This is a genomic window from Planctopirus limnophila DSM 3776 (assembly GCF_000092105.1).
GTDB classification, from domain to species: Bacteria; Planctomycetota; Planctomycetia; order Planctomycetales; family Planctomycetaceae; genus Planctopirus; species Planctopirus limnophila.
On record NC_014148.1, the window covers coordinates 2,292,472 to 2,316,466 of the forward strand.

A 23,995-nucleotide genomic window follows, 5' to 3' on the forward strand; every position below is an offset into this window, starting at 1 on the left:
TCCAGGTCATTATGGCTGATTTGATTCCTCCCCATGGAGGATTGTCCGAACCGGTCAATCTTACAGTTGCAGCAAACGATATCGAGGCCTTTAAGGCTGAAGCAGCAGGCCTGACAAAGGTTCCTGTTTCCGCGGCAGATCTTTCGACCGTCTACCGCATGGCCGATGGCACACTCTCGCCATTGACCGGGCCGATGGATAGTGCGACTTATCATCGCGTGCTCGATGAAGCTGTCATCGAAAATCTGGGCAAGAAGTACGCCTGGACCATTCCTCTCGCTTTCCCGGTCACTGCTGAACTGGCGAAAACCATCAAGGCAGGCGACAAGGTGGCATTGACTGCTCCCGATGGGAGTGCTGTCGCCATTGTTGAGCTGACAGATGTCTACCCATGGCCTAAGCTGAAGTATCTGCAGAAGGTCTACCGCACTGACCGTATTGATCACGCTGGTGCCGATATGGTTCTGAAGGGTGATGCGGACAAATCTCACCTGATCGGTGGGAAACTGCGAGCCCTGCCACAACCCAAGAACCCTGCTTTCGGGAAGTATGTGCTGACTCCAGTCGAAGTGCGTAAACTGCTGGCCTCCAAGGGCTGGAATGCAGTTGTCGGCTTCCAGACTCGCAATCCTCTGCACCGTGCTCACGAATACGCCCTGGTTTACGGGTTGGAAACGCTTATTGCTGGCGGCAAGAACGCTGGCGCTGTGCTGAACCCGCTGATTGGAGAAACCAAGGGGGATGATGTGAATGCCGAGATTCGCATGTCCACCTACGAAGCACTCATTGAGCAGCGTCAACTGGGTGATGGTGACAGCGATGAAAGTCTCTGGAAAAGCCGTAACGAATCGGTGCCTGATCGCGTGATTCTACTCGGTTTGGACATCAAGATGTTTTACGGTGGGCCGAGCGAAGCGGTGATGCACGGGATTTACCGCCAGAATATGGGCTTTACGCACATTGTGATTGGCCGTAAGCATGCCGACGTCCCTTACGCCAACGGCGAGGCAATCTGGGGCGATTTTGATGCCCAGGAAATCTTCAGTAAGCTGGGTGGCGAGCTGCTGATCCAGCCACTTAAGGTTGGTTTCGCAGCCTATTACGAATCGATTGGCCGCGTCGATCTGACCGAACGTCACGCGGGCGAGAAGCCACTTTCCATCAGTGGAAAAGACATTCGCTCCACATTGCAAAAGGGCGAAATGGTCGATCCCCGCATTATGCGGCCCAGTACCTCTGAGATCCTGGCCAAGGCGATGAAAATCGCGTAGCGGATCTCTGACTCGATCTCTGTCAGAGAGTTTTCAGAAAATCACCAGGGCCTGCCGGCAATCTTGTCGGCAGGCCCTGAGTTTTTTTGCACAGCCAGTGTTTTGAATATTTTAGAGCACACTGAGTCGAGAATGATGCTCGATCCAGAATTCAATGGCGCGATGAAGTTCCGTAAACGACTCTTGCTCGGACTCACAAGTACAAAACGCGGAGCCTGCTAAATCCTGAAATCCGTATCAGCGAACTCAGGGCTTCATGGCAGGCAGGTCGGGCAACGGGAATTTCTGCAGTTTGACCGAGTTACCATTAGTCGTGGTTGTCCGGCTTCCTTGAAGAGCGGCAACAGCATCTGCCAGAGAGCCATCGGGCGTGTCGTCCAGCGAGGCGAAGAGTTTCTTTTCGTCGGTCGCGGTCATGGCCCAGCCAAAACGCTGCACATGAGCTAACAGGTTTCGAACGGCTGAGAGCCGCACATTCTCAGGAAGATTGCTGTTGGCAGCCACTTCAGCTAGCCGTGACTGCACATCGCGAGTTCCAATCGAGAGGACGGCTCGCTGAGCCAGTGGCCCCAACTGAGCATCATCCACAAGTGACAACAGTGGTGCCTGTGCGGAAGTAAGATCAACTTTGACGGCACTTTCAGGACGAGAGAGATCAGCCAACCAGGCCAATGCATCTGCCCGCATCTGAGCACGTTCCTGCGGAGTGAGGGAAGCCGGCGCGTAACGAGCCAGAAACTCTCGCGTTTGAGAATCGAATCCATCAAGAGTGGAAGATTCGGCAACAAATTGAATTGGTGGATACTGCATTAATTGGCGAGTGACTGCGGAGCGGACAGACTCCGGCCCATACAGGAGGATCGGAAGTGCCGCTGTCCGGGCATCGGCACGGAAGTTCGCCAATGTTTGTGAAAGCTCCCAGCGGGCCACATTGACATGAATGACAACCAGAGCACACTGAGAGGAAGCGGCAGCTTCTTTAAATCCCTGTTGACCAGTCTCGACACGGATCGATTCGAATCCAAGGTCAGCCAGATACCCGACGGTTGCAGCCGACCTGGTTTCGTCAGCATCAATTACAATAGCTTTGGGTTCTGTCCCAGTGCTGAGGCTGCGCGTGAGGATTTGAGCGATCTGGTAAGAATAGGCTTCAAAATTCTTGGGAGCCAATTGCAGTATGGCAGTCGCTGCTGCAAACCGCACTCGTTCATCAGGGTAGCTCAATGCGTTCTTGAGCGGTGACTGCACTCCACCGGCAACCTGGAGAGCCAACTCACTGCGCTGATCGGCCAGAGCATCAATGACTCTCACGGCCGGCCCAGGCTGACCAACTTTGAGTGCTTCGGTCAGGACAGCGGAAAGGAGCTCCGGGCTCATTGAACGCAGCATTGAGACTGTCTGAGCTGCCGGATTCCCCAGAGCGGTCTCATATGCCAGATAACTCGTCAGATAAAGCTGCTGAGTCTGTGGACGGTCCGGGCTGATCCCTAGAGCTAACCTGGCAGTTCTGGCAGCAAAGTACGCACTGGCTAAAGCGGGTGCCAATTGCCGTTCGCCAACCAGATTATCGGCTGAGTCATACACCCAGACAGAGACCAGGCCATCATTCATCAGGGGGAGTGGGCCATGGCCCGAAAGATAATCGCGAGTGCGTTGTTCCAGCGCATTCAAAGCCACGACATCAGAGAGTCGATCTGCCCGGTCTGGCTGGTTGTAGAGGATTCTGCCCAAAGCTCTCAGAGCAGCCGTTTTTTCGGGCGGAGAACTTTTCTGGCCAAAGGCGATGCCATACAGATCGAGCACGGCTTGATCGGCTCGAAGATATCCCAGGACATCGATCACTCGAGTCCGCACAGTTTCTTGAGGAAGACTGAGTCCTGCTCGCAGAGGATCGATGGTCATACCACCCATTTTCACGAGCGCGTACGTCAGCAGATCCTGTTCTCCACTGTCTTTGGTGGACTGCATCCGTTGCAGCATCGAGGCCACAACAATCGGGCCCAGATTCCGCAACTCGACAATTGCCAGATCTCGCTGCTGGGGCGAACCATTGAGCTGATCAAGCAATTTACCCACGAATTCGGGATTGGCGGCCTGCTCTTTGGCGGCTTTACCAAGCTGCACGATTAGTTCCTGCGATGCGGGCTGCAACTCTTTCGTTTGAGAGAGCTTCAGGAACGCAGCAGAACCATGCTTGTCGCGAAGTGCGAGCAGAAGATCATTGGAGGGCTGCCCCGCCATAAACTTGTCGAGATATTGTCTGGCAAGATCGAGTCGTCCCAGGTCAACCATCAACAGAACGACCGAAAACTCCTGCTCAGGGGTTTCGGGAGGAGCCAGCAACGGATTGGTATCGGCGAGGCGATCGGTCGCTGCTGGAGGATTGGCCCCCTCATCTTGAGCCCATGCCACAGGCGAGCTGACAATAGCCAGCCCGGCAAAGATGAACAGCAGTAAATACCGCATGGCAAAAGACATCGGCAGCAGCTCCGGACAACCAGACAACCGCGAGACTCGTCCCTCCATGGATCGCCTCAATAACCCGGGAAACATCGACCCGGTGCACATGTTGTCGATGGTACGGTTCCAGAGATGGGCATGGCAATCCACTGTTTCCTCCGATTCTTGCCGAACCGGCAATCCTGACGGAGAAGTTTCTAGTCCCATACCCTCACACTTCCCGGAGATCGGTTCATCGTGGCCAAACTCTTCCGCGTCCGACCTTCTGTTCGGTCAGTCTCGGCGGAAAGCTGTGTGACGTAGGGTTTGTGCGGATTTTTCATGTTCGACATATCATGACGGCAACGGCATTCCGCCAGGCAGCAGCACCATCTCCACAGGAAAATGCGGGAAATTTGGCCTCTTGGTCGAGTTCACAACATCTTTTCGACAGACTCAAGTAGCAAAATACGTCCAATTGCCGGAACCCTCTCAAGACTTACCCGCCCATGAGCTCTCCCACATTCAGAGAACTTCCACCTCAATCGCCTGAGAGCAAAGCCCACAAACAAGCAGGAATTCAGTTCATCCTCTGCACGCTTCTACTGGATGTTTTAGGGATTGGACTGATTATTCCGGTTCTACCAGATCTGGTGAAAATGCTGGCTGGGAAGGACAATTCGGACGCTTCCCTGTGGTACGGCTCACTGATCACGGCCTATGCCACGATGCAGTTTCTGTTCGCGCCACTGATCGGTGCACTTTCAGATCGGTTCGGTCGCCGACCGGTGCTGCTGACGAGTATTGCAGTACTGACATTTGATTTTCTGCTGACAGCTTTTGCGCCCAATCTCTGGTGGTTGCTTGTGGCTCGCATTCTTTCGGGCATGACCGCCGCCAACATTACAGCGGCCAATGCCTATATTGCTGATATCAGTGACGAAACAACCCGCGTTCGCAATTTTGGTCTCGCCGGCGCCATGTTTGGTCTTGGATTTGTACTGGGCCCACTCTTGGGAGGGATCGCCGGCAGCTACAGTTCGAGGCTACCGTTTCTGCTGGCTGCACTGTTATCGGCCGTTAACTTTCTTTATGGCTGGTTGGTTTTGCCAGAATCATTACCCGCCGAGCAGCGTCACTGGCCACGCAAATCGTCTTTCTTTCCGGGAACATCACTGCGATCACTGCGCGTCGAGCCTGTGGTTTTTGGACTGGCGATCGCCTATTTCTGTGTCAGTTTTGGAGAAATGACCCTACGTTCGACGTGGATTCTCTTTACCGAAGAACGATTTCAATGGGATGCCTTTCAGAATGGACTGGCCCTTTCGATGGTGGGCCTGATGACGGCTTTTGTTCAGGCAGTGCTGGTTCGGAGATTTAACAACCGGTTTGGAGAACGGGCAGCTCTGCTCACTGGACTTTTCATTTCCATGCTGGCGTATATCGGCTATGCACTGGCAACCCGCGGCGAGATGATGTTCGCGATCATCATGCTCAGTTCGCTGGGTGGCATATCCGGGCCAACGGCTCAATCGATTATTGCCAAACGCGTTGATCCGAAAACTCAAGGACAAGTGCAGGGGGCGCTCTCGAGCATTGCCAGCCTGACCGCCATCCTCGCACCATCACTGGGGACAGGAGCCTTCTGGTACTTCACCCATGAGCCGCAAAAGCTCTACTTCCCGGGAATCCCTTTCGTGATCGCTGCGATCTTCGCATTCCTGGCTCTGCTGATTACTGCCTGGGTCACACAGTCAATCTCGACATCTCAGAAAGCGATAGACCCGATCCATCAGACGTAAACGGCAAATTGGAAGACGATCACGAGGAGTTGAACGATAGAGAAGGAGGACAGGCTCGGTCGTATTCATGAGGCCAGAGGCATCACGGAACAAGTGCAATCTGTCGCGATTTCTTGCATCTCACAGCAGGAGATTCGAGTTCACCACCATGGTCGCGAAGAGCACGAAAAAAGCGGTAAAGACAGTTCCGCTGTCTTTACCGCTCATTGGCATCTTCAATTCAGTACCTCAACCGCTCAAACAATAGAGCTGATCATTATTCAACATCCATCTCGGCGGCAATCAAGTCGTCGTAGGTCTCACGACGACGGACCACCTGCACGTGCCCTTGATCAACAAGCAATTCGACCGCACGAGGGCGGGAGTTGTAGTTGCTGCTCATGGATGTCCCATAAGCACCCGCACTGAAAATGCTGATCAGATCACCGCGCTGAACTGGCGGCAAATAACGTCCCTTGGCGAAGTAATCGCCCGATTCACACACCGGGCCAACGACGTCGCAAGCTTCGCATCCTTCAATTTTGCCTTCATAGTTAGCCGGTTCGGCGGCAGCCTTCACTGGCCAGATTTTATGGAAGGCATCGTACATCGCAGGACGCATGAGATCGTTCATAGCCGCATCCTGAATCACGAAGAGTTTGCCACCTTCCCGCTTGGTGTAGACCACTTCACTGACGAGAATCCCCGCATTGCCAGTGATGAAGCGGCCCGGCTCCAGAGCGAGCTGAACACCCATTTCCTGAACGGCTGGCACAATCACTTTGGCATACTCAGAAGCAGGCAAGCCTTCGCTTCCCCGATAACTGATGCCAAACCCGCCACCCAGATTCACCCAGCCAATCTCATGTCCACGAGCACGCAGATCGCGCGTCACTTCAATGGCCTTCTGCCCAGCCAGTTCGTAGGGTTCTGTTGTCAAAATTGGAGAACCCAGATGCATGTGAATCCCGACGAGTTTCAACCGGGGAGTCTTCAAAACTTTGTCGGCCAGTTCAAAGACCCGTTCGATATCCATCCCGAACTTGTTGCCCTTTTTGCCCGTGGTGGTTTTTGCATGGGTTTTTGCATCAATATCAGGATTCAGACGCAACGCCACGGGGGCAATGACCCCCATTTTTTCAGCCACTGCAGCAATGGCATCCAGTTCTGGTTCACTTTCGACATCGAACATCAGAATCTGATTTTCGAGAGCGAGTTGAATCTCGGCATCTGTCTTGCCGACACCTGCAAAGACAACCTTGGCTGTATCGGCTCCGGCTTTTTTCACACGGTAAAGTTCGCCACCCGAAACCACGTCGAAACTGCTCCCAGCATCCCGCATCACCTTGAGAATGCCCAGGTTCGAGTTCGCCTTGACTGAGAAGCAGATGACAGGATTAACAGCAGCAAAAGCCTGTTGAATCTGCCCCAGCTGATGCAGCAGCATGGCTTTGGAATAAATCCAGCAGGGGGTGCCAAAGTCACGGGCAATTCGAGAAACTGGGATCTCTTCGCAAAACAATTCACCATCACGGTACTGGAAAGGATTCATTACAACGTCACTTATAGATGGAGGTGTCAGTCGATGAACATATTCGCCTGTGAGCCGAACATCGTTCATGGTTTATCGGGAAAACGGATGCATATCGAGCAGTGGTGATTGCCAGGGAGTTCAAGGAATTGAACCCCGGATCAGCGACTCGTCAGACGCGTGAGGCGAGGAGTTCGGCAATCTGGATCGCGTTGGTCGCAGCACCTTTTCGCAGGTTATCACTCACACACCAGAAGGAGAGACCATTGGGGTGAGAAAGATCCTGTCGAATCCGGCCTACAAAGACCTGATCGCTGCCTGTGCAGGAGTGCGGCATGGGATATCCACCATGCTCTGGCGTATCGATGACCGTAATCCCTGGAAAGCTGCTAAAGAGTTCTTTGGCCTTCTCGACAGAGATATGCTTCTCGGTTTCAACCAGAATGGTCTCACTGTGACAGTTTGCAACGGGAATACGTACACAAGTCGGACACACCTGGATCGATTCATCACCCATGATTTTACGAGTTTCGTAGACCATTTTGAGCTCTTCGCTCGTATAACCATTCTCCTTAAAACCGCCAATCTGAGGGATGGCATTAAAGGCAATCGGCGACTTGAAAGCTTTTTGTTCGTACTTTTCGTGCTCTAACGTAGCGCGAGTGGCACCAATCAGGTCATCGATCCCCTGAACTCCTGCGCCACTCACTGCCTGATAAGTGCTGACGACCACGCGTTTGACCTTACCGAAATCGTGCAACGGCTTGAGTGCCAATACCATTTGCGTAGTCGAGCAGTTCGGGCTGGCAATGATCCCCTTGGCGTCGAGTGCTGCCTGGGGATTGACCTCAGGAATGACCAGTGCCACGTCAGGATTCATCCGGAAGTAGCCCGATTCATCGATCACTTTGCAACCAGCCGCCACTGCAGCAGGAAGAAACTCGGCAGCGACTTCATCGGGCGTGCTGGCAATCACCAGATCAACACCCTGAAAAGCAGCGGATTCAAGAAGTTCAATCGTATGCTCGACACCTTTGAACGTGATTTTGGTACCCACACTGCGGGCAGAAGCCAGAAACTTATACTTGCGTGCCAGATCGGGCCTCTGTTCCAGAAGACCTACCATGATCCGACCCACAGCCCCCGTTGCTCCAACCAATGCGAGTGTGCCAAACACGACAATTTCCCTCTGCGTTACAAATAAGCAATCACAAGAACCGACAAGGCTGTGCTACGCCTCAATTTGTCAGGCGAAGCACAGATATTCATCTCTCCAGCATCCCCAAAGATCATAACCCGGCGTGACACGCTTGCCGAGTGCTGCCCGTGGGCCACTCTCAGCGATCTGCGGGAATCTATTCACCGTCAGACTTCTCCTCAAAATCCGCATTCAAGATCACATCCCTCAGAATTCTCCTGACCCGAGCTGCCACAAACTTCAGAACACATTACACAACAACACGTTACATCTTTACCAAGCAGAGTCGCAGTCTGCTGCACCAGTTGACTATCATATGGTTCAAGACCTCGGATCAGATTTCAACGTCGGAAATCGAACAAACTTTTTGCTTGAGAACGAAAGATCGCAATGCGAGTGCTGGTCGTCGGACAAGGTGGTCGTGAACATGCGCTGGTTTACCAACTCAAGCGTTCCCCCTCTGTCACCGAAGTTTACTGTGCCCCTGGAAACCCTGGAACTGGCGTTGATGCCACCAACGTCTTCATACAGGCCACAGATACCGCCAAGCTCGTCGAGTTCGCGATCAAGAACAAAATTGATCTCACGGTCGTCGGCCCCGAGATTCCACTGGTCAACGGAATCGTTGATGAGTTTCTCAAAAACGACCTGAAAATCTTCGGCCCCACGAAAAAAGCGGCCGAGCTGGAAGGCAGCAAAAAGTTCGCCAAGGAAATCATGAAAAAGGCGGGCGTCCCTACGGCCGACTTTCGTGTCTTTTCCAATGCCGCCGAAGCGATTTCTTATATTGATGAGCGAACCGACGAACGCTGCGTTGTCAAAGCCGATGGACTGGCTGCCGGCAAAGGTGTGGTGGTCTGCCAATCCAAAGCCGAAGCCCGCGAAGTGATTAAGAAAATGCTGGTGCAGAAGCAGTTTGGCACTGCCAGCCAGCAGATTGTGGTCGAAGATTGCCTCATTGGCGAAGAGGCCAGCATTCTGGCTCTGGTCGATGGTTCAACAATTGTTCCCCTCGAATCGGCTCAGGATCATAAAGCGGCTCACGATGGCGACACCGGCCCCAACACGGGCGGCATGGGGGCCTACAGCCCAGCTCCCATCGTGACTTCCGAACTGACAGATATCGTTGTCGAGAAGGTTCTCGTGCCGATTGTGCATGAGATGAAGCGGGAAGGGCGGCCATTCCGCGGCTGCCTCTATGCCGGCATTATGGTCACGGCCCAGGGCCCGCGGGTCCTGGAGTTCAATGTTCGTTTTGGCGACCCGGAAACTCAGGCTGTGCTCATGCGGCTCAAAAGCGATCTCGGACAGGTGCTGCTCGCGTGTGCCTCAGGAACGCTCGATCAACTCGAACCTCTGGAATGGGACCCGCGTCCATCGGTTTGCGTGGTGATGGCGGCTGAAGGCTATCCCGGTGATTACAGTAAAGGGAAGCCAATTCGTGGTCTCGATGAAGCGGGCGGACTTCCCGATGTCAAGGTTTTCCATGCAGGGACCAAAATCACTGGCGAGCATGTGGTCACCGATGGTGGGAGAGTACTCGGTGTCACAGCCGTTGGTGACGACTTACCACAAGCCAAACTGCACGCCTACCAGGCGGTGAAATGCATCCGCTGGGACGGCGCCTGGTGCCGCAAAGACATTTCGGACAAGGCGATTCGCAAGTCGGTTAAGTAGCCTTCTTCCAACTGATAGAGCGAATTTTGACCATCTTCAAGTTTGGTCGATCTATTTTCGTTACTGGAGAATTCGGTTAAAAAAAGAAGCTCCCCACTGTACTTCGAGAAAAAAGAGTTCATGAAAGCGCCTCGTCTTGGCAGCGTAAGACCTTAGCTTTACAAGCCAATTGATATGCGAGAGCCGCCATACCTACTTGAAATCCGGTCGAGCACTGGTCTGAATCAGTACCGGTGAATTGACATCGGTGATATCGTAGAGGTTGACGGATGCACGAGAAAGGCCATATCGCAAATGGTAGTGTCGCCCTGCCATTGCATCGAAAGTCAGGGGATAGAAGTCATACGGCTCCCGATCAGCAACGACTTGTAAGGTCGTGGCTCCAGTCGAAATTCTATATTGCTCTTTAGAGCGCCAGAACGAAGTTGGCTGAGAGTTAATCGCGAACACAATCGGCCCGCGATCTCCCCAGTACAGTCGAGCGTCAGCAGTCACCAAAGCGTGAGGAGTATTGGCGTCAACGTTCGAAAATTGATTCTGTTTGGCACAACTCGAAACGGTAACCACAGCAAAGCATACCGACATCATTAAAGCTTGCGTGGTTCGATCGCCGGATGAAACTTTCCTCATCATTCATTGCCTGATAACTGACTCAGCAGCAACGGGCCACCGCCAAACCCATCATTCACAACTCACTCACTAACAGCTTCGGTTACCCCTAACGGACAACTGCCTCTTCGCTGTGCCGCTTCAAGTTTTTAGCCCATTGCCTGCCGCATTTTGCTTTCCATCATTTCGATGGTTATGCTCGACGCCATAGGGCATACCTGATGACAGGAATTGTCGCTCGTGGCATGCATGAAACGTGCTATGATCGTAAGAACATTTTAAGAAGTCCAGAAGTTTATGTCATCTCCAGCAAATTCACGATTTCAGGTCGATCTGCGAGGTATGATCGAACTTTTATCAGAACACCTTTATAGCAGCCCATCTGTTTTTGTCAGAGAGTTATTACAAAACTCGGTCGATGCGATTTCCGCCCGACGGTTGATTGATTCGACACATACGGGGTCTATCGAGATCGAACTGACTGGCGAAGGCACAAACTCTCCGACGATTGTGATTACAGATACAGGCATAGGTCTGAATCTCGAAGAAATCGAGCAATTCCTGGCGACCATTGGAGGTTCCTCCAAACGTGCAACGGTTGATCGCCCGGCAGACTTTCTAGGCCAATTTGGTATTGGCTTGCTCGCCTGCTTCCTGGTCACCGATGAAATTGTGGTCATTACACGCTCTGCAAAACCTGCCTCGGATCAAAACCAATCTACAACGGGTCTGGAGTGGCGCGGCAAAGCGGATGGAACCTACACTGTCCGTCAACTCAGCACCGAGATCATGCCGGGTACACAAGTTTTTTTGAAACCCAAAGCGTCGGCCATCTCATTTTACAGACGTGACAAACTGGAAGGGCTGTTACGCAACTTTGGAGATTTCCTTTATCCACCGATCCATTTCCTTTGTGGTACGACTTTTCAGCTGATCAACCGAGATTTTCCCTGGAACTCTTCGGGAGAATTTCACTCCCGTACAGACCTGCTGGCCTTTGGAAAGACACTTTTTGATGTGGAATTCATTGATGCAATTCCCATCCGCTCCGAATCTGGCAAAGCCAGCGGTGTCGCTTACCTATTGCCCAACGAAGTCTCTGCAGGTGTGCGGCAACAACACCGTGTCTATCTCAAAGGAATGCTTGTCTCGGACAAGATCGATAATATCCTGCCGGAATGGGCGTTCTTCGCACGCTGCGTGATCAATGCCGAAGAATTAAGACCTACCGCCTCGCGGGAAATGTTTTATACCAACGATATCTACGATCAAACTCGCAATGAACTTGGGGAATCGATTCGCCAGTACCTGATCCGCATGAAACGATTAGATCCCTTGCGTCTTCAAGAACTCGTCCATATTCACAGTCTCGCGATTCGATCACTTTGCACCCACGACGATGAGTGCCTTAATCTGTTTGCCGATTTACTACCCTTTGAAACGACTCTTGGAGTCATGACATTGGGAGATTTTATTAAAGAGAATCAACTGGTACGTTACGTTCCGTCCATTGATCAGTTTCGCCAGTTAGCTCCTGTTACGACAGCCGAAGGCATTCATCTGTTGAATGCCGGCCATATTTATGATGAACAGATTCTGCTACGCTGTGCCCAGTTACGATCGGATATTCAGATCGAAGCCTTCGACTCCGGCCAGTTAGCTGACCGCCTGGAATCGTTGACTTTCAAGGAACGGGAAGATTCTTTCGAGTTAGCAAAGATTGCAGACCTCGTACTGAGGGAGTACCAATGTGAATCTGAAATCGTAAAATTCCATCCGATGGAGCTACCATCACTTTATATCCAGGGTACTAATTCTGAACTTCTGAGACTGGTAGACCAGGGAAGTGAATCTCAAGATCCTCTATTCAGCTCGATTCTTGGAAATTTCGCTCGATCCGTAGAATCTGGGTACGCCCGTCTGCAGCTAAATTATCGAAATCCATTAATTCAAAGAATTGCCAAACTCTCGAACCGACAAGGTCAAACCTATTGTATTGAAATGCTGTTCGTTCAAGCACTTCTGATGGCTCGTGTTCCTCTGCGCCAGAAAGAAACACGCCTGCTCAATCGAAGCCTGCTGGGAATGATCGAATGGTCACTTGATGAGCGGAAGGGAGACGAGTGTGAGTCATTCTGAAACACTCCAAAGTCGAGCGGATACGCTGCAAGCGTTCGCCCTGAATCATGGTGTCAGCCCTGAAGCATATCTGGCCTGGAAAGAAGTCGCTCAATTACGCGAGGAGATCGGCGATCATGACGGGTTGTTATACGCTAAAATCCGCTGGGGAATGACATGTAGCTTTAGCGGGCATGGCGCGGAGTCATTGCCTCTACTTGCCTGGTGCCTGTCTCAGTGTGAAACCGACGCAAAAATGATGCAGCGATACCGCAGCCATCTCCTCACGTTTTTTCGCAATGTGGCTGGAGGTGTTGCGGATTACGATACTTTATCGCTCCACCAGATCGAACAACTGATCAAACGCCTGCAGCAGCATATGACGTCGGGTCATTCTGGACAACGGGAAATTGCGTTTATACGCTTTACACTTGCCAGTCACACGGGTCATATCAAACGAGCAGAAGAAGCCTATCGGGAATTCATTGATTCACCACGAGATTTGTATTCTCGCTGCCAGGCCTGCGAGACAGATGGAGTCATTCAGTATTTGCTTTTCAAACAAAACTGGGAAGAAGCAATCGCACAAGCTCAACCCGCACTCAAAGGTCTGGCCACGTGTGCAGAAGTCCCTCACAGAACAATTGCGTATGTCCTGCAACCTCACGCGCTTCTGGGCCGTTATGAAGAAGCCGACGCTTTGCAGAAGCGAGGCTACCGCTTAATCCGCAACAATCCAAGATTCTTAAGACATCAAGCACTGCATATTGCCTATCTTCGACATCGAGGGAGATTCGTTGCTGCACTCAATATGATCGAACGCCATTTCCGAAGTGCAGATGAGACACTCATCCCGCTCAGTCAGCTTTACTTCTTCGTCGCCATGCGAAAGGTACTACAAGAGGTCGCTTTTCAAAAATCACGCGTCAAACTTTCGCTTGGAGTTGATTTGCCTGGCCTGCAATCCGATGGATATCAGGAGATCGCCCCGCTTCTGGGTTGGCTCAATTCACGTATCGAATCAAGATTTACGTCTTTTGATCGTCGTAACGAAACGAGTTATATCTCCCAATTGATGCCCAAAGACTTTATCTACTGATAACAAGTATTTAGAACGAATTTCTCCACAGCGTCTCGTTGCTGATCCAGAATCTAATTACGCTGTCTCAAAGCGCCTTGAGACCAGATCCCAACGATTCGGGACGATTTGACCTGATTGATCATCCCTCCCACTCTTCAGACACAATCTGGGAGGCCACAAAAAATACATCAACAGTTGCTGAGTTGTTGTTTTTCATTTTGCCCCAGTCGTTTTTCGATAAACCGGTTGACTCAGGGCACTGGCTCGTTTTACGGTCAATAGACGATCTTCGGGTGAGGATGCTGCTCAACGAGCCCGTGAGTGAATTGTCCGAACTGGGTATCTCCTGGTGAGATCTCCTGACTTTTACAGGAGAAACCGTGGAATACCCCTGCCGATTCTCTAATGACTCAAGGATGTCCCGCCGCATGAGACCTGCCGAAACTTCGATTCCCAGCGCTATGTTCATTTTTCCCACACGACATGTACTCCACCTGACCTGTGCCATCCTGCTGGCTGTGCTTCCTGCAGGCATATCAAGTGCTGCAGAAGACGCACCGGCACCGTCGAACACTTCACCCATCGGCGTCGACCCGTTCCAGCAGATTGACAGTTTGCTCCCCACACCCACGGAATCGCGTCTGGCATCAGGAGCACCGGGGCCGGCTTATTGGCAGCAGAAAGCCAGCTACAAGATCGATGTGACCCTCGATGAAGACAACCGTCGTCTGAAGGGCTTCGAACGCGTTCATTACGAGAACAATTCGCCGCATTCGCTCAATTATCTATGGTTGCAGTTGCAGCCGGATACCTACACCCCCGATTCTCCCGCCACGTTGACTCGAACCTGGTCAGACAATGGGAGTGTCAGCATTGGTGATCTGCAGCGAGCCCTCATACCCGAGACATTCGAAGGTGGCATGAACATTTCTGGAGTGAAAGACGCGACCGGCAAGCCCCTCAAGACGATGATTCATCAAGGTCTGTTGAAGATCGAGTTGCCGGCACCACTCGCCCCACGCAGCAGTTTTGACTTTGAACTGGCGTGGGAATACGCCATCAACGACATCAAGCTTCTTCCAGGCCGCACAGGCTACGAGATGCTCGATGATGGAAACGCCATCTATGGCCTGGCTTACTGGTATCCTCGGATGTGTGCCTACACCGATTACGGCGGGTGGCGCACTAAACAGTTCATCGGGCGAGGCGAGTTTACCGTCGAGTTTGGTGATTACGACGTCACCATTCATGTCCCCGCCGATCATGCACTGGCCGCGACTGGCGAGCTCATGAATCCTGAGGAAGCATTGACTCCGGAACAGCGCGAGCGTCTGAAAAAGTCAGACACATCCGATACACCTGTCTTTATCGTGACCAAAGACGAAGCCGAGGCCAGGCGGAAGGTAAAAACTTTCCCGCAACAGAAGGCTTGGCGGTTCAAAGCAGAGAACGTTCGCGATTTCGCCTTTGCCACATCGCGCACTTTTGTGGTCGATGCCTGGGGAGTTCCCCTCAACGGGCGAACTGTCCGCTGTATGTCGCTGTACCCCAAAGAAGGGATGCCGCTGTGGGATAAATACGCCACACATTCCGTGGCCCAGGCGATTGAAGTCTATTCCGAAGTGACCGGCATTCCTTACCCATGGCCACATTGCACTGCTGTGATGGGGATTGTCAGCGGTGGGATGGAATACCCGATGATCAACTTCAATTCCCCCAAGCCCGAGAAGGATGGCACATATACCGAAACCGTCAAAAATCGATTGATTTCAGTCATCATCCACGAGACAGGACATAACTGGTTCCCGATGATCATCAACAACGATGAGCGGCACTGGATGTGGCTTGATGAAGGATTCAACCAGTTCGTACAAGGGTTTGCCGAGCGTGCCTGGAAGCGTCGTCTGGGAAAATCGGGCGAGCCATCGAAAATCACAGAGTATCTGGTTAACCCGGCTCACCAGCCCATCATGACCCAGCCGGATAACCTCAAAGATGTGGGACGCAACGCGTACGCCAAGACTTCAACAGGTCTGACCATGCTGCGGGAAACCATTCTGGGTCGGGAGGTGTTTGATGCCGCATTTAAGGAATATTGCCGTCGGTGGGCATTTAAGCGTCCTGAACCTGCCGATTTCTTCCGCACAATGGAAGATGCGTCTGGTTTCGACCTCGACTGGTTCTGGCGCGGCTGGTTCTTTTCGACATCAAACAATGATGTCGAAGTCCTGGCCGTCACACGTCGCCTGCTTCAGACCGGTGATCCGGCGAAAGACAAAGAGCGCGACGACCGCAAAGAAGCCAAACTCCCACCCAGCCTCACAGAAGAGCGGGATGCGAACCTGGCGAAGCGCGTCGATAAGTACGACATGCTCAAAGATTTCTACGATACCTACGATCCGCATGCGGTCACCGAGAAAAAAGTGGATCGTTATCAGAAGTTCATGGAACGACTCACTCCCGAGGAGAAGGCCACACTCGCCAATCATCAACTGCTCTACGAAGTTCGAATCCGCAACAATGGTGAACTGCCGATGCCTCTCATTCTGCAGTTGGAGTTTGACGATGGCTCCAAAGAAATCCACCGGTATCCAGCGGAAATCTGGCGTCTGGATGGCTCGGAGTTTTCTAAACTGCTGATCACAGCCAAGCCACTCAGATCTGTGATGGCCGATCCCTACAACGAAACGGCTGACATCAACTACAGCAACAACCGCTTTCCGCGAACCATTGCTGAAACGGATCTGACCATCACCAAGCCCACTTCAGGAGAACCTCGAACCCCGCGTCCGGGAACCCCCAGCACACCAGCCAGTGCAGCGCCCTCAAGCGATGCCAGCAACCCAATGCGTGAGCATCAGGAAGAACTTCGCCGTAAAGAACAGGCGGCTAAAAAGGCAGAAAAGAAACCCGATTCTGCCGAACCCAAGCCCGAGCCGAAGTAACCATCGGCTTCGTCTTGGTGTGTTTTTCTCAACTGAGGCGTCAACGATCAGGCGTCCCACTTGATCATCACTCAGCACGAATCTGCATCATGATTGCCATGGTGCGATTCGTGCTGGCATTTGGTCTCCATGATCTTCGCCAATCATTCATGAAACGAGATCAATCACAGACGATGCCCAATGGGCACATGTGCATAGAGCTCATCAACAAGATCAATTTCACAAAACTTGCTTCTCAATGGATCGAACGAAAGGTAACGTGCCTGATCGTTCGGTGATGCGCCCTCACCGGGATGACGTGCTCGGATTGTCGTGGTTTCTGGCATTTGGCCTGGAACTTGACGGATTTGCGAGGGTTACAGCGAGATGTCACCTCATGGATTAGCTACAGCCGGCCAGGCACCAGAACTCCAGAAGAGTCTAGGGCCGTGGACACTCTGGGGATTGGGTGTCGGCTATGTGATTGCTGGTGAGTATTTCGGCTGGAACATTGGTTTGCCAGCTGGTGGCACCGGCGGCTTACTGATCGCCTTCGTGTTGGTCACCATCCTCTACATCGCATTCGTCTTCAGCTACGCCGAATTGGCTTGCGCCTTACCGAAGGCGGGCGGTGGTTTTGTCTATGCACTCCGCGGGCTGGGGCCTTATGGCGGCTTCCTCACAGGAATTGCCCAACTGATTGAGTTTGTTTTTGCCCCACCAGCGATCGCGATGGCACTCGGAGCGTATGCGGTTACAAACTGGCCGGGCATTGACCCGAAGCTGGTCGCTGTCGGAGCACTCACCGCGTTCACGCTGCTCAATCTGGCAGGTGTGAAGCAAGCTGCTCTCTTCGAACTGGTGGTGACGATTCTGGCTGTCGCAGAGTTGCTACTCTTTATGGGAGTGACTGCACCACATGTCCGTGCGGAGCATCTGCTGGCGAATGCCTGGCCCAGCGGCTGGACAGGAGTCATCGCTGCCTTACCTTTTGCTGTCTGGTTTTATCTGGCAATTGAAGGAGTTGCGAACGCCGCTGAGGAAACCAAAAACCCTCAGCGAAACGTACTGATTGGCTTTGGTACCGCCTTGGCCACACTGGTGTTTCTCGCTGGTGGAGTGCTGATTTGTGCCGTCGGTGTCGGTGGTTGGGAACGTGTGGTCTATCAGCCAGAGCAGGTTTCTGTAGTTGAAAGCTCCCTGATGATCGCCGAACCCGGCAAGATGTCAGATAGCCCGCTCCCCCTGGCTTTGGGCCAGATCATGCCAAGTACTCATCCGTTGTATCAACTTCTCATTGGGATTGGTGGCCTGGGGCTGATTTGCAGTTTGAACGGGATTATCTTCGCTGCAGGACGATCCATTTTTGAGATGGGCCGTGCGGGATATCTCCCCTCACGACTGGCAGCCATTCAGCCGCGAACTCACGCTCCCTGGAGCTCACTGCTTGCCAATTGGGGGCTGGGAACGCTGGCTGTATTGTTCTTTGATACAGCAGGTATGATCACGATCTCTGCGATGGGAGCAGCACTGCTCTACATTCTCTCGATGGAGGCTCTGGTGCAACTCCGCCGGAAGGAGCCGCATCTGCCACGTCCTTATCGGGTGCCATGTTATCCTTTCATGCCCCGGCTAGCTCAATGGCTATCGATCGTGCTGCTAATCGCCATGTTGTGGCAAAACCTGAATCTGGGTAACTGGAAAGCCTCGTTGAGCCTGCATTTTCTGATTTGTCTGCTGCTGGCGACAAGTTACTACCTGTTGATCATTCGCCCCAGACTTGTCATCGTGCAAAATCCATCACAAATCACCCCGGAATTCCATAATCCAGGTCCTGGAGAACCAGGCGTCTGCGAACTGCGAGTCAATGATTAACCAATTCTGTGTCAGCCAATACCATGCCGATGAAATGAGTCCTTATGAGAATCTGGCGGAGTCATCTGGGTTCGACGACCTGGGTCTTTGAAGGTCTCGGTGAACTACTCGCCAAAGCCACCCCTCGCCGCTCAGGTGATGAACTGGCAGGTGTGGCTGCCCGCTCGGAAGAAGAGCGCGTTGCTGCCCGTATGGCACTGGCTGATGTTCGACTCTCCGACTTCCTGGAAGAGTCAATCATCGATCCCGAGATTGATGAGGTTTCTCGATTGATCATCGATGCTCATGATCCTGCGGCGTTCGATCCGATTCGCAGTCTCACAGTGGGTGAGTTTCGAGAATGGTTGCTCAAGTACGAAACCACTCCCGAGGTGCTCGCCAGTATTGCTGCTGGTATCACTCCGGAAATGGCGGCAGCCGTCAGCAAACTGATGCGTAATCAGGATCTGGTACTGGTTGGCAGCAAATGCCAGGTCGTTACAAAATTCCGCAATACGATCGGACTTCCCGGCAGGCTTTCCGTCCGCTTACAACCGAACCATCCCACAGATAATCTTCGAGGTATCGCTGCCTCAATTCTCGATGGCTTATGCTACGCCTGTGGCGACGCGGTGATCGGAATCAATCCTGCATCTGATAACGTACCGCGAACGACAGAGTTGCTCAAACTCCTGTCTGACCTGATTGAGACACATGACATTCCGACGCAATCGTGCGTTCTCGCCCACGTCACCACCACGATGCAAGTGATGGAACAGCGGGCTCCTGTCGATCTCGTCTTCCAATCGATTGCAGGAACTGAACAGGCCAATCGCAGCTTCGGCGTTTCGTTGAAGATCCTCGATGAAGCGTGGCAAATGGCGAAAGAACTTCGCCGCGGGACGATTGGTAACAATGTCATGTACTTTGAAACGGGACAAGGTTCTTGTCTATCGGCAGGTGCCCACCATGGAATTGACCAGCAAACTCTCGAAGCGCGCGCCTATGCGGTCGCGCGTCGATACCAGCCGTTATTAGTCAATACCGTCGTGGGGTTTATTGGTCCGGAGTACCTTTTCAACGGCAAACAAATCCTGCGGGCCAGCCTGGAAGATCACTTTTGCGGCAAGCTGCTGGGGCTCCCGATGGGGTGCGATATCTGTTATACGAACCATGCTGATGCCGACCAGGATGACATGGATGGACTCCTTTCCATGCTGGGAATTGCGGGGGTGAACTACATCATGGGTGTTCCCGGAGCTGACGACATCATGCTCAATTACCAATCGACCTCATTCCACGACAGCCATTACCTGAGACAGACATTAAAGCTCAGGCCCGCCCCTGAGTTTGAACGCTGGTTAATCGATATCGGGATCATGGATGAATCGGGGCGTCTGGCACCGATGACATTACAGCATCGACTGGCTCAGCATCTGAGACTTGGAATTTCTCCTGCTTAAACGAGTGCCACAATGGTTTCACCAGAAACTCAGCCCGACGCCTGGTCCTCCTGGCAGGAACTGACTTCTGCACGAATTGCTCTTGGTCGTGCTGGAGGGAGTCTGCCGACGCGTGAGTGGCTTAAGTTCAGCCTCGCACACGCCCGCGCTCGTGATGCTGTTCATATCGAACTCGATAGCCAACGGCTCAGTGACGAAATGCAGTCTCTGGGCTGGGAAACAATCGTTGTGGCCTCGCAGGCCCATGATCGCACCGAAATGCTGCAAAGGCCAGATCGAGGTCGAAAACTCCGTCCTGATGATGCGATTCGACTCCAACAATTGGCCAGCACAGCAACCCCAGGTCCCTCAGATGGATATACCTTTGACCTGGCGATTCTCGTGGCGGATGGACTTTCCGCAGTGGCAGCACAAGCTCATGCAGTCGGACTCTTAAAAAATCTGTTGCCACCATTCCATGATCGCGGCTGGAGAATTTCACCGATTGTGATTGCTCATCAGGGACGAGTGGCCCTGCAGGATGAGGTAGGTTCTTGCCTGAATGCCCGGCTCATTCTCTCTCTGATCGGAGAACGCCCGGGGTTAGGATCGCCGGATAGCCTGGGGGCCTACTTCGTTTATGAGCCCCGCCCGGGAAGAAACGATGCCCAGCGGAATTGCGTTTCTAATATCCGACCAGACGGACTACCGCTCCCCGCCGCTGCCGACACGTTGATTTACCTGTTAACAGCTTCGCATACCCGCCACCTGAGTGGCGTTGACCTTAAAGATGACCGGGTTCTGCTGGAAGAAAACACTAATCCAATGAAGTCGATGGATAGTCCTTCAGAAAAAGACGGCAGCCACTCATGAGTGGCTGCCGTTTGAGGACGGTTTCGATTGAACTCGCATTCAGCGATCGATTGGCAAATTAGAGTTTGGGTTTCTGCAAGAGGACGTTGACCCCTTTTTTGTTCGAGAGAATGACATCCAACTGGCCGTCGGCGTTGAAATCGCGAATCTCGAATTGTGTGCCAATGCCAGTATCCAGACCTGCACCAATCTCCCGCCGGACGAATTTTGGAGGCTGGCCTTTTTCGCGGATGATCTCATAAGTCAGCATGGCCACGGGTTCTCTTTCGCCAGGATCAGAACCATTATGAGCCCAGAAGCGTTTGCCCGTCACCAGATGAGGATTGCCATTGCCTTTGAGATCGACCATCAGCAGTGCATGTGTCTGTGAGACCGTGTCGTCGATCTTATGAAAGACCATTTCTTTGCCGGCACCGGTGTTCTCAAACCACCAGACACCATACTTGTGGGCCGAGCTCATAATGACGTCATGATCACCATCCAGATCCAGATCAATCACATGGATATTGGCGGCGGGCAGGGGGGCACCATCCGGCTTTTCGGCGAGTTTCCACGGATGAAATGCCCAAAGTGAACCATCGAGCTTCTCCGGTTGTTCCCACCAGCCATGAGGGATGAGCACATCGGCTCGCCCGTCACCATTAAAGTCACCGGCACCTAAGCCGTGATAATACTTGAAGGTGCCATTCTGAGCAGGATCGCCAGGTTCACTGATGGGGACAAACTTCCAGCGATCGCGAATTTTTTCGGCTGCAGGAATTTCGAGATACCCCATCTGCCGTTCAGGTTGTGAGCCCAGAATGAGTTCGGGTTTGCCATCGCCTGTGATATCTGTGAATAGCACCGTTTCGTTGCAGGCACTCGTCCAGATTTCGTGCTTTTTCCAGTGGCCTTCCGCATTGTGAGGATTCTCATACCACGAGAAAGGATCACCGGGAAACCCGACGATGATCAGATCGTCCCAGCCATCACCATTAATATCGTGAGCGAATTCCACGAAGCACTGGCTGTAGCTGCCGTTCCATTTGTATTCACCAACCGGGCGAACTTCACGCTTTTTCCAATCAGGGGCGGCATACCAATAGTCGCCAGCCGCAACGTCCATCAATCCATCGTGGTTGAAGTCGCCAGTCGCCACCCCCTCGGCACGAAATGTCTCATCGAGCTTGATGCGCGTCCAGTTGTCGTCAACCACAATCTCTGCTGCGTGGGCATCTCTCAGGACGAATGTCCCGCACGCCAGTAAAAAACACACACCGAACACAACTTGGCGTACGATCGCATGAGGCCGTCGGCACATCTCAGAATCTCCCCACCGAATACATCAACAGTCTTTGATCCACATCTGTTGTAACCTCTTACTGGTGGGAATGTCCATTCTATCGATTGATCAAATGTGTGAACGACGACCTCGATAATGCCCCGCATCGAGTCGTTGTCTTTCGACTGAACTCAGTCAGCGACAGGCCCATATTCTGGCAGCCATTGACTGGCCTGGACTCTGGCCGCGAGCTCAGTTCGAGTTGTTAAGGGGGTCACACCAGCCCGTTGTGCTTCCATTCCGACGGCTTCGGCAATGGCACGGGCGACAGATCGTACTTCAGAAAGCGGCGGGAGGAGCGAGCCTGCAGGATCTTTCAGAGCAGGGGAATGCTCGCCCAGTGCCCGCGCTGCAGCGAGCATCATGCCGTCGGTCACTCGCGTGGCTTTGGAAGCCACAACTCCCAGCCCCACCGCGGGGAAAATGAAGACATTATTGCACTGGGCAATGGGTATTGTCCGCCCTTCCCACACAACTGGAGCATAGGGTGAACCCGTTGCCACCAAAGCCCGGCCATTCGTCCAGCGGAGCAAATCTTCCGGGCAAGCCTCAGAACGCGATGTGGGGTTCGAGAGTGGTAGAATCACAGGACGATCGACTTTGCCCGCCATTTCGCGAATGATCGGTTCAGTAAACGCCCCCCCCACGGTGGAGAGACCAATGAGAATCGTGGCGTTGACCTGCTGAATCACATCCGCCAGACCGATGGCTCCATGGGCTGTTTTTGGCCAATTGGCCAACTTTGCGGAGTCCTGGACATAAACCTGTTGTTCGGGTGAAAGGTCATGCCGATCGGAGTGCAACAGCCCGTCTTTATCGACCATCCAGAACCGCTGCCGGGCCTCGACTTCCGATAATCTGTCCTGCACTAAAGCCGCCCTCAGATAATCGTCCACACCCACTGCTGCCGAACCTGCACCGAGAAACACGATCTGCTGTTCCCGCAATGGTTTTCCCGTGACGCCCACAGCCCCCATCACAGCCCCCAGAGCGACAGCGGCTGTTCCCTGGATATCGTCATTGAACGTCAGCAACTTGTTGGCATAACGCTCAAGAATGGGTCTGGCATGCGGGGTCGCAAAGTCTTCCCATTGCAGGCAAACCTGAGGCAACTCCTGTTGAACAGCTTTGACAAACTGATCAATGAAATCGAAATACGCCTGCCCCGAAATGCGTTCATGTCGCCAGCCAACGTACTCGGGATCTTTGAGACGCTCGGCATTATTAGTGCCGACATCGAGCACGATGGGTAATGTCCGCTCAGGGCGAATCCCGCCAATCAGCGTGTAAAGCGAAAGTTTTCCAATCGGAATCCCCAACCCGCCAGCCCCTTGATCGCCAATCCCGAGAATTCGTTCTCCATCCGTCACCACAATGACATCCACATCAGGGTACGGCCTGCTGCGGAGGAGCGAGCCAATCGAGTCTCGCATCGGATAAGAAATGAACAATCCTCTCGGCCGGCGATAGATATGGCTGAAAAGCTGACAGGCCTGCCCGACTACAGGCGTGTAGACCATTGGGAGCATCTCTTCAATATGCTCCAGCAGCAGCCTGTAAAATAGCACCTCGTTCGTATCCTGCAGTGCCCGAAGGTAAATATGCCGTTCGAGATCATCGTCTTTCCGCTGGTAGGCCTCGTACACCCGCTGAACCTGTTCGTCGAGACTTTCGATATGCGGAGGGAGCAGGCCATGCAGCCCGTAGCGATCTCGCTCCTCGATACTGAACGCAGTTCCTTTATTGAAGGCGGGATCACTGATTACCCGAAATGGGAAGGAATGACCCATTCCTGGAGATGGCACAGGTGGCACGGCACTCGACATGGGGATCACTTGCTTCTAATGCCTGAGAGCTGATTGACTCGAAAGGCACC

At 52.9% G+C, this 23,995-nt stretch carries 14 protein-coding genes; 9 read left to right on the forward strand and 5 right to left on the reverse strand.

The features are described 5' to 3' along the window. Window positions 1–11: 11 nt before the first annotated feature. On the forward strand, window positions 12–1,271 hold the full coding sequence (locus tag PLIM_RS09185) for a sulfate adenylyltransferase (RefSeq protein ID WP_013110033.1): 1,260 nt from the start codon (window positions 12–14) through the stop codon (window positions 1,269–1,271). Window positions 1,272–1,517: 246 nt separating this feature from the next. On the opposite strand, the gene PLIM_RS09190 is transcribed toward PLIM_RS09185, so the two are convergent. After that, the gene (locus tag PLIM_RS09190; protein WP_041401463.1) at window positions 1,518–3,749 is read right to left on the reverse strand and encodes a HEAT repeat domain-containing protein; all 2,232 of its coding nucleotides are present in this window, start codon (window positions 3,747–3,749) and stop codon (window positions 1,518–1,520) included. A 470-nt stretch (window positions 3,750–4,219) separates the two neighbouring features. Between PLIM_RS09190 and PLIM_RS09195 the strand changes: the two genes are divergently transcribed. Further along, complete coding sequence (locus PLIM_RS09195) at window positions 4,220–5,512, forward strand: TCR/Tet family MFS transporter (RefSeq protein WP_013110035.1); 1,293 nt, start codon at window positions 4,220–4,222, stop codon at window positions 5,510–5,512. A gap of 256 nt (window positions 5,513–5,768) precedes the next feature. Here the strand turns inward: PLIM_RS09195 and lysA are convergent, their stop codons facing one another. Both lysA and PLIM_RS09205 read right to left on the reverse strand, forming a co-directional pair. Beyond that, window positions 5,769–7,112: a diaminopimelate decarboxylase gene (gene lysA / locus PLIM_RS09200; RefSeq protein WP_013110036.1), complete on the reverse strand. Its 1,344-nt coding sequence runs from the start codon at window positions 7,110–7,112 to the stop codon at window positions 5,769–5,771. An 82-nt stretch (window positions 7,113–7,194) separates the two neighbouring features. Then, complete coding sequence (locus tag PLIM_RS09205; RefSeq protein WP_013110037.1) at window positions 7,195–8,199, reverse strand: aspartate-semialdehyde dehydrogenase; 1,005 nt, start codon at window positions 8,197–8,199, stop codon at window positions 7,195–7,197. Window positions 8,200–8,610: 411 nt separating this feature from the next. Between PLIM_RS09205 and purD the strand changes: the two genes are divergently transcribed. From purD to eutC, 7 genes are all read left to right on the forward strand, one after another. Beyond that, window positions 8,611–9,897 carry a phosphoribosylamine--glycine ligase gene (gene purD / locus PLIM_RS09210; protein WP_013110038.1) on the forward strand — a complete coding sequence of 429 codons (1,287 nt, stop codon included), beginning with the start codon at window positions 8,611–8,613 and terminating at the stop codon, window positions 9,895–9,897. A gap of 906 nt (window positions 9,898–10,803) precedes the next feature. Continuing rightward, on the forward strand, window positions 10,804–12,645 hold the full coding sequence (locus PLIM_RS09220; RefSeq protein ID WP_013110040.1) for an HSP90 family protein: 1,842 nt from the start codon (window positions 10,804–10,806) through the stop codon (window positions 12,643–12,645). Then, window positions 12,632–13,723 carry a tetratricopeptide repeat protein gene (locus PLIM_RS09225; RefSeq protein WP_013110041.1) on the forward strand — a complete coding sequence of 364 codons (1,092 nt, stop codon included), beginning with the start codon at window positions 12,632–12,634 and terminating at the stop codon, window positions 13,721–13,723. Before PLIM_RS09220 ends, PLIM_RS09225 begins: the two co-directional genes overlap by 14 nt. 410 nt (window positions 13,724–14,133) lie before the next feature. Beyond that, window positions 14,134–16,650 carry a M1 family metallopeptidase gene (locus PLIM_RS09235; RefSeq protein ID WP_013110042.1) on the forward strand — a complete coding sequence of 839 codons (2,517 nt, stop codon included), beginning with the start codon at window positions 14,134–14,136 and terminating at the stop codon, window positions 16,648–16,650. 366 nt (window positions 16,651–17,016) lie between these two features. Further along, window positions 17,017–18,504: an ethanolamine permease gene (eat, locus tag PLIM_RS09240; protein ID WP_013110043.1), complete on the forward strand. Its 1,488-nt coding sequence runs from the start codon at window positions 17,017–17,019 to the stop codon at window positions 18,502–18,504. A 44-nt stretch (window positions 18,505–18,548) separates the two neighbouring features. Further along, window positions 18,549–19,946 (forward strand): ethanolamine ammonia-lyase subunit EutB, encoded by a 1,398-nt coding sequence (locus tag PLIM_RS09245; protein WP_013110044.1) that lies wholly within the window; start codon window positions 18,549–18,551, stop codon window positions 19,944–19,946. A gap of 12 nt (window positions 19,947–19,958) precedes the next feature. After that, window positions 19,959–20,798, forward strand: coding sequence for an ethanolamine ammonia-lyase subunit EutC (gene eutC, locus PLIM_RS09250; RefSeq protein WP_013110045.1), 840 nt, complete (start codon window positions 19,959–19,961; stop codon window positions 20,796–20,798). A 58-nt stretch (window positions 20,799–20,856) separates the two neighbouring features. On the opposite strand, the gene PLIM_RS09255 is transcribed toward eutC, so the two are convergent. Both PLIM_RS09255 and PLIM_RS09260 read right to left on the reverse strand, forming a co-directional pair. Continuing rightward, window positions 20,857–22,098 carry an FG-GAP repeat domain-containing protein gene (locus PLIM_RS09255; protein WP_013110046.1) on the reverse strand — a complete coding sequence of 414 codons (1,242 nt, stop codon included), beginning with the start codon at window positions 22,096–22,098 and terminating at the stop codon, window positions 20,857–20,859. A gap of 152 nt (window positions 22,099–22,250) precedes the next feature. Continuing rightward, a complete protein-coding gene (locus PLIM_RS09260) occupies window positions 22,251–23,909 on the reverse strand; it encodes an NAD-dependent malic enzyme (protein ID WP_013110047.1) in 1,659 nt (552 codons plus the stop codon). Window positions 23,910–23,995 lie beyond the last annotated feature (86 nt).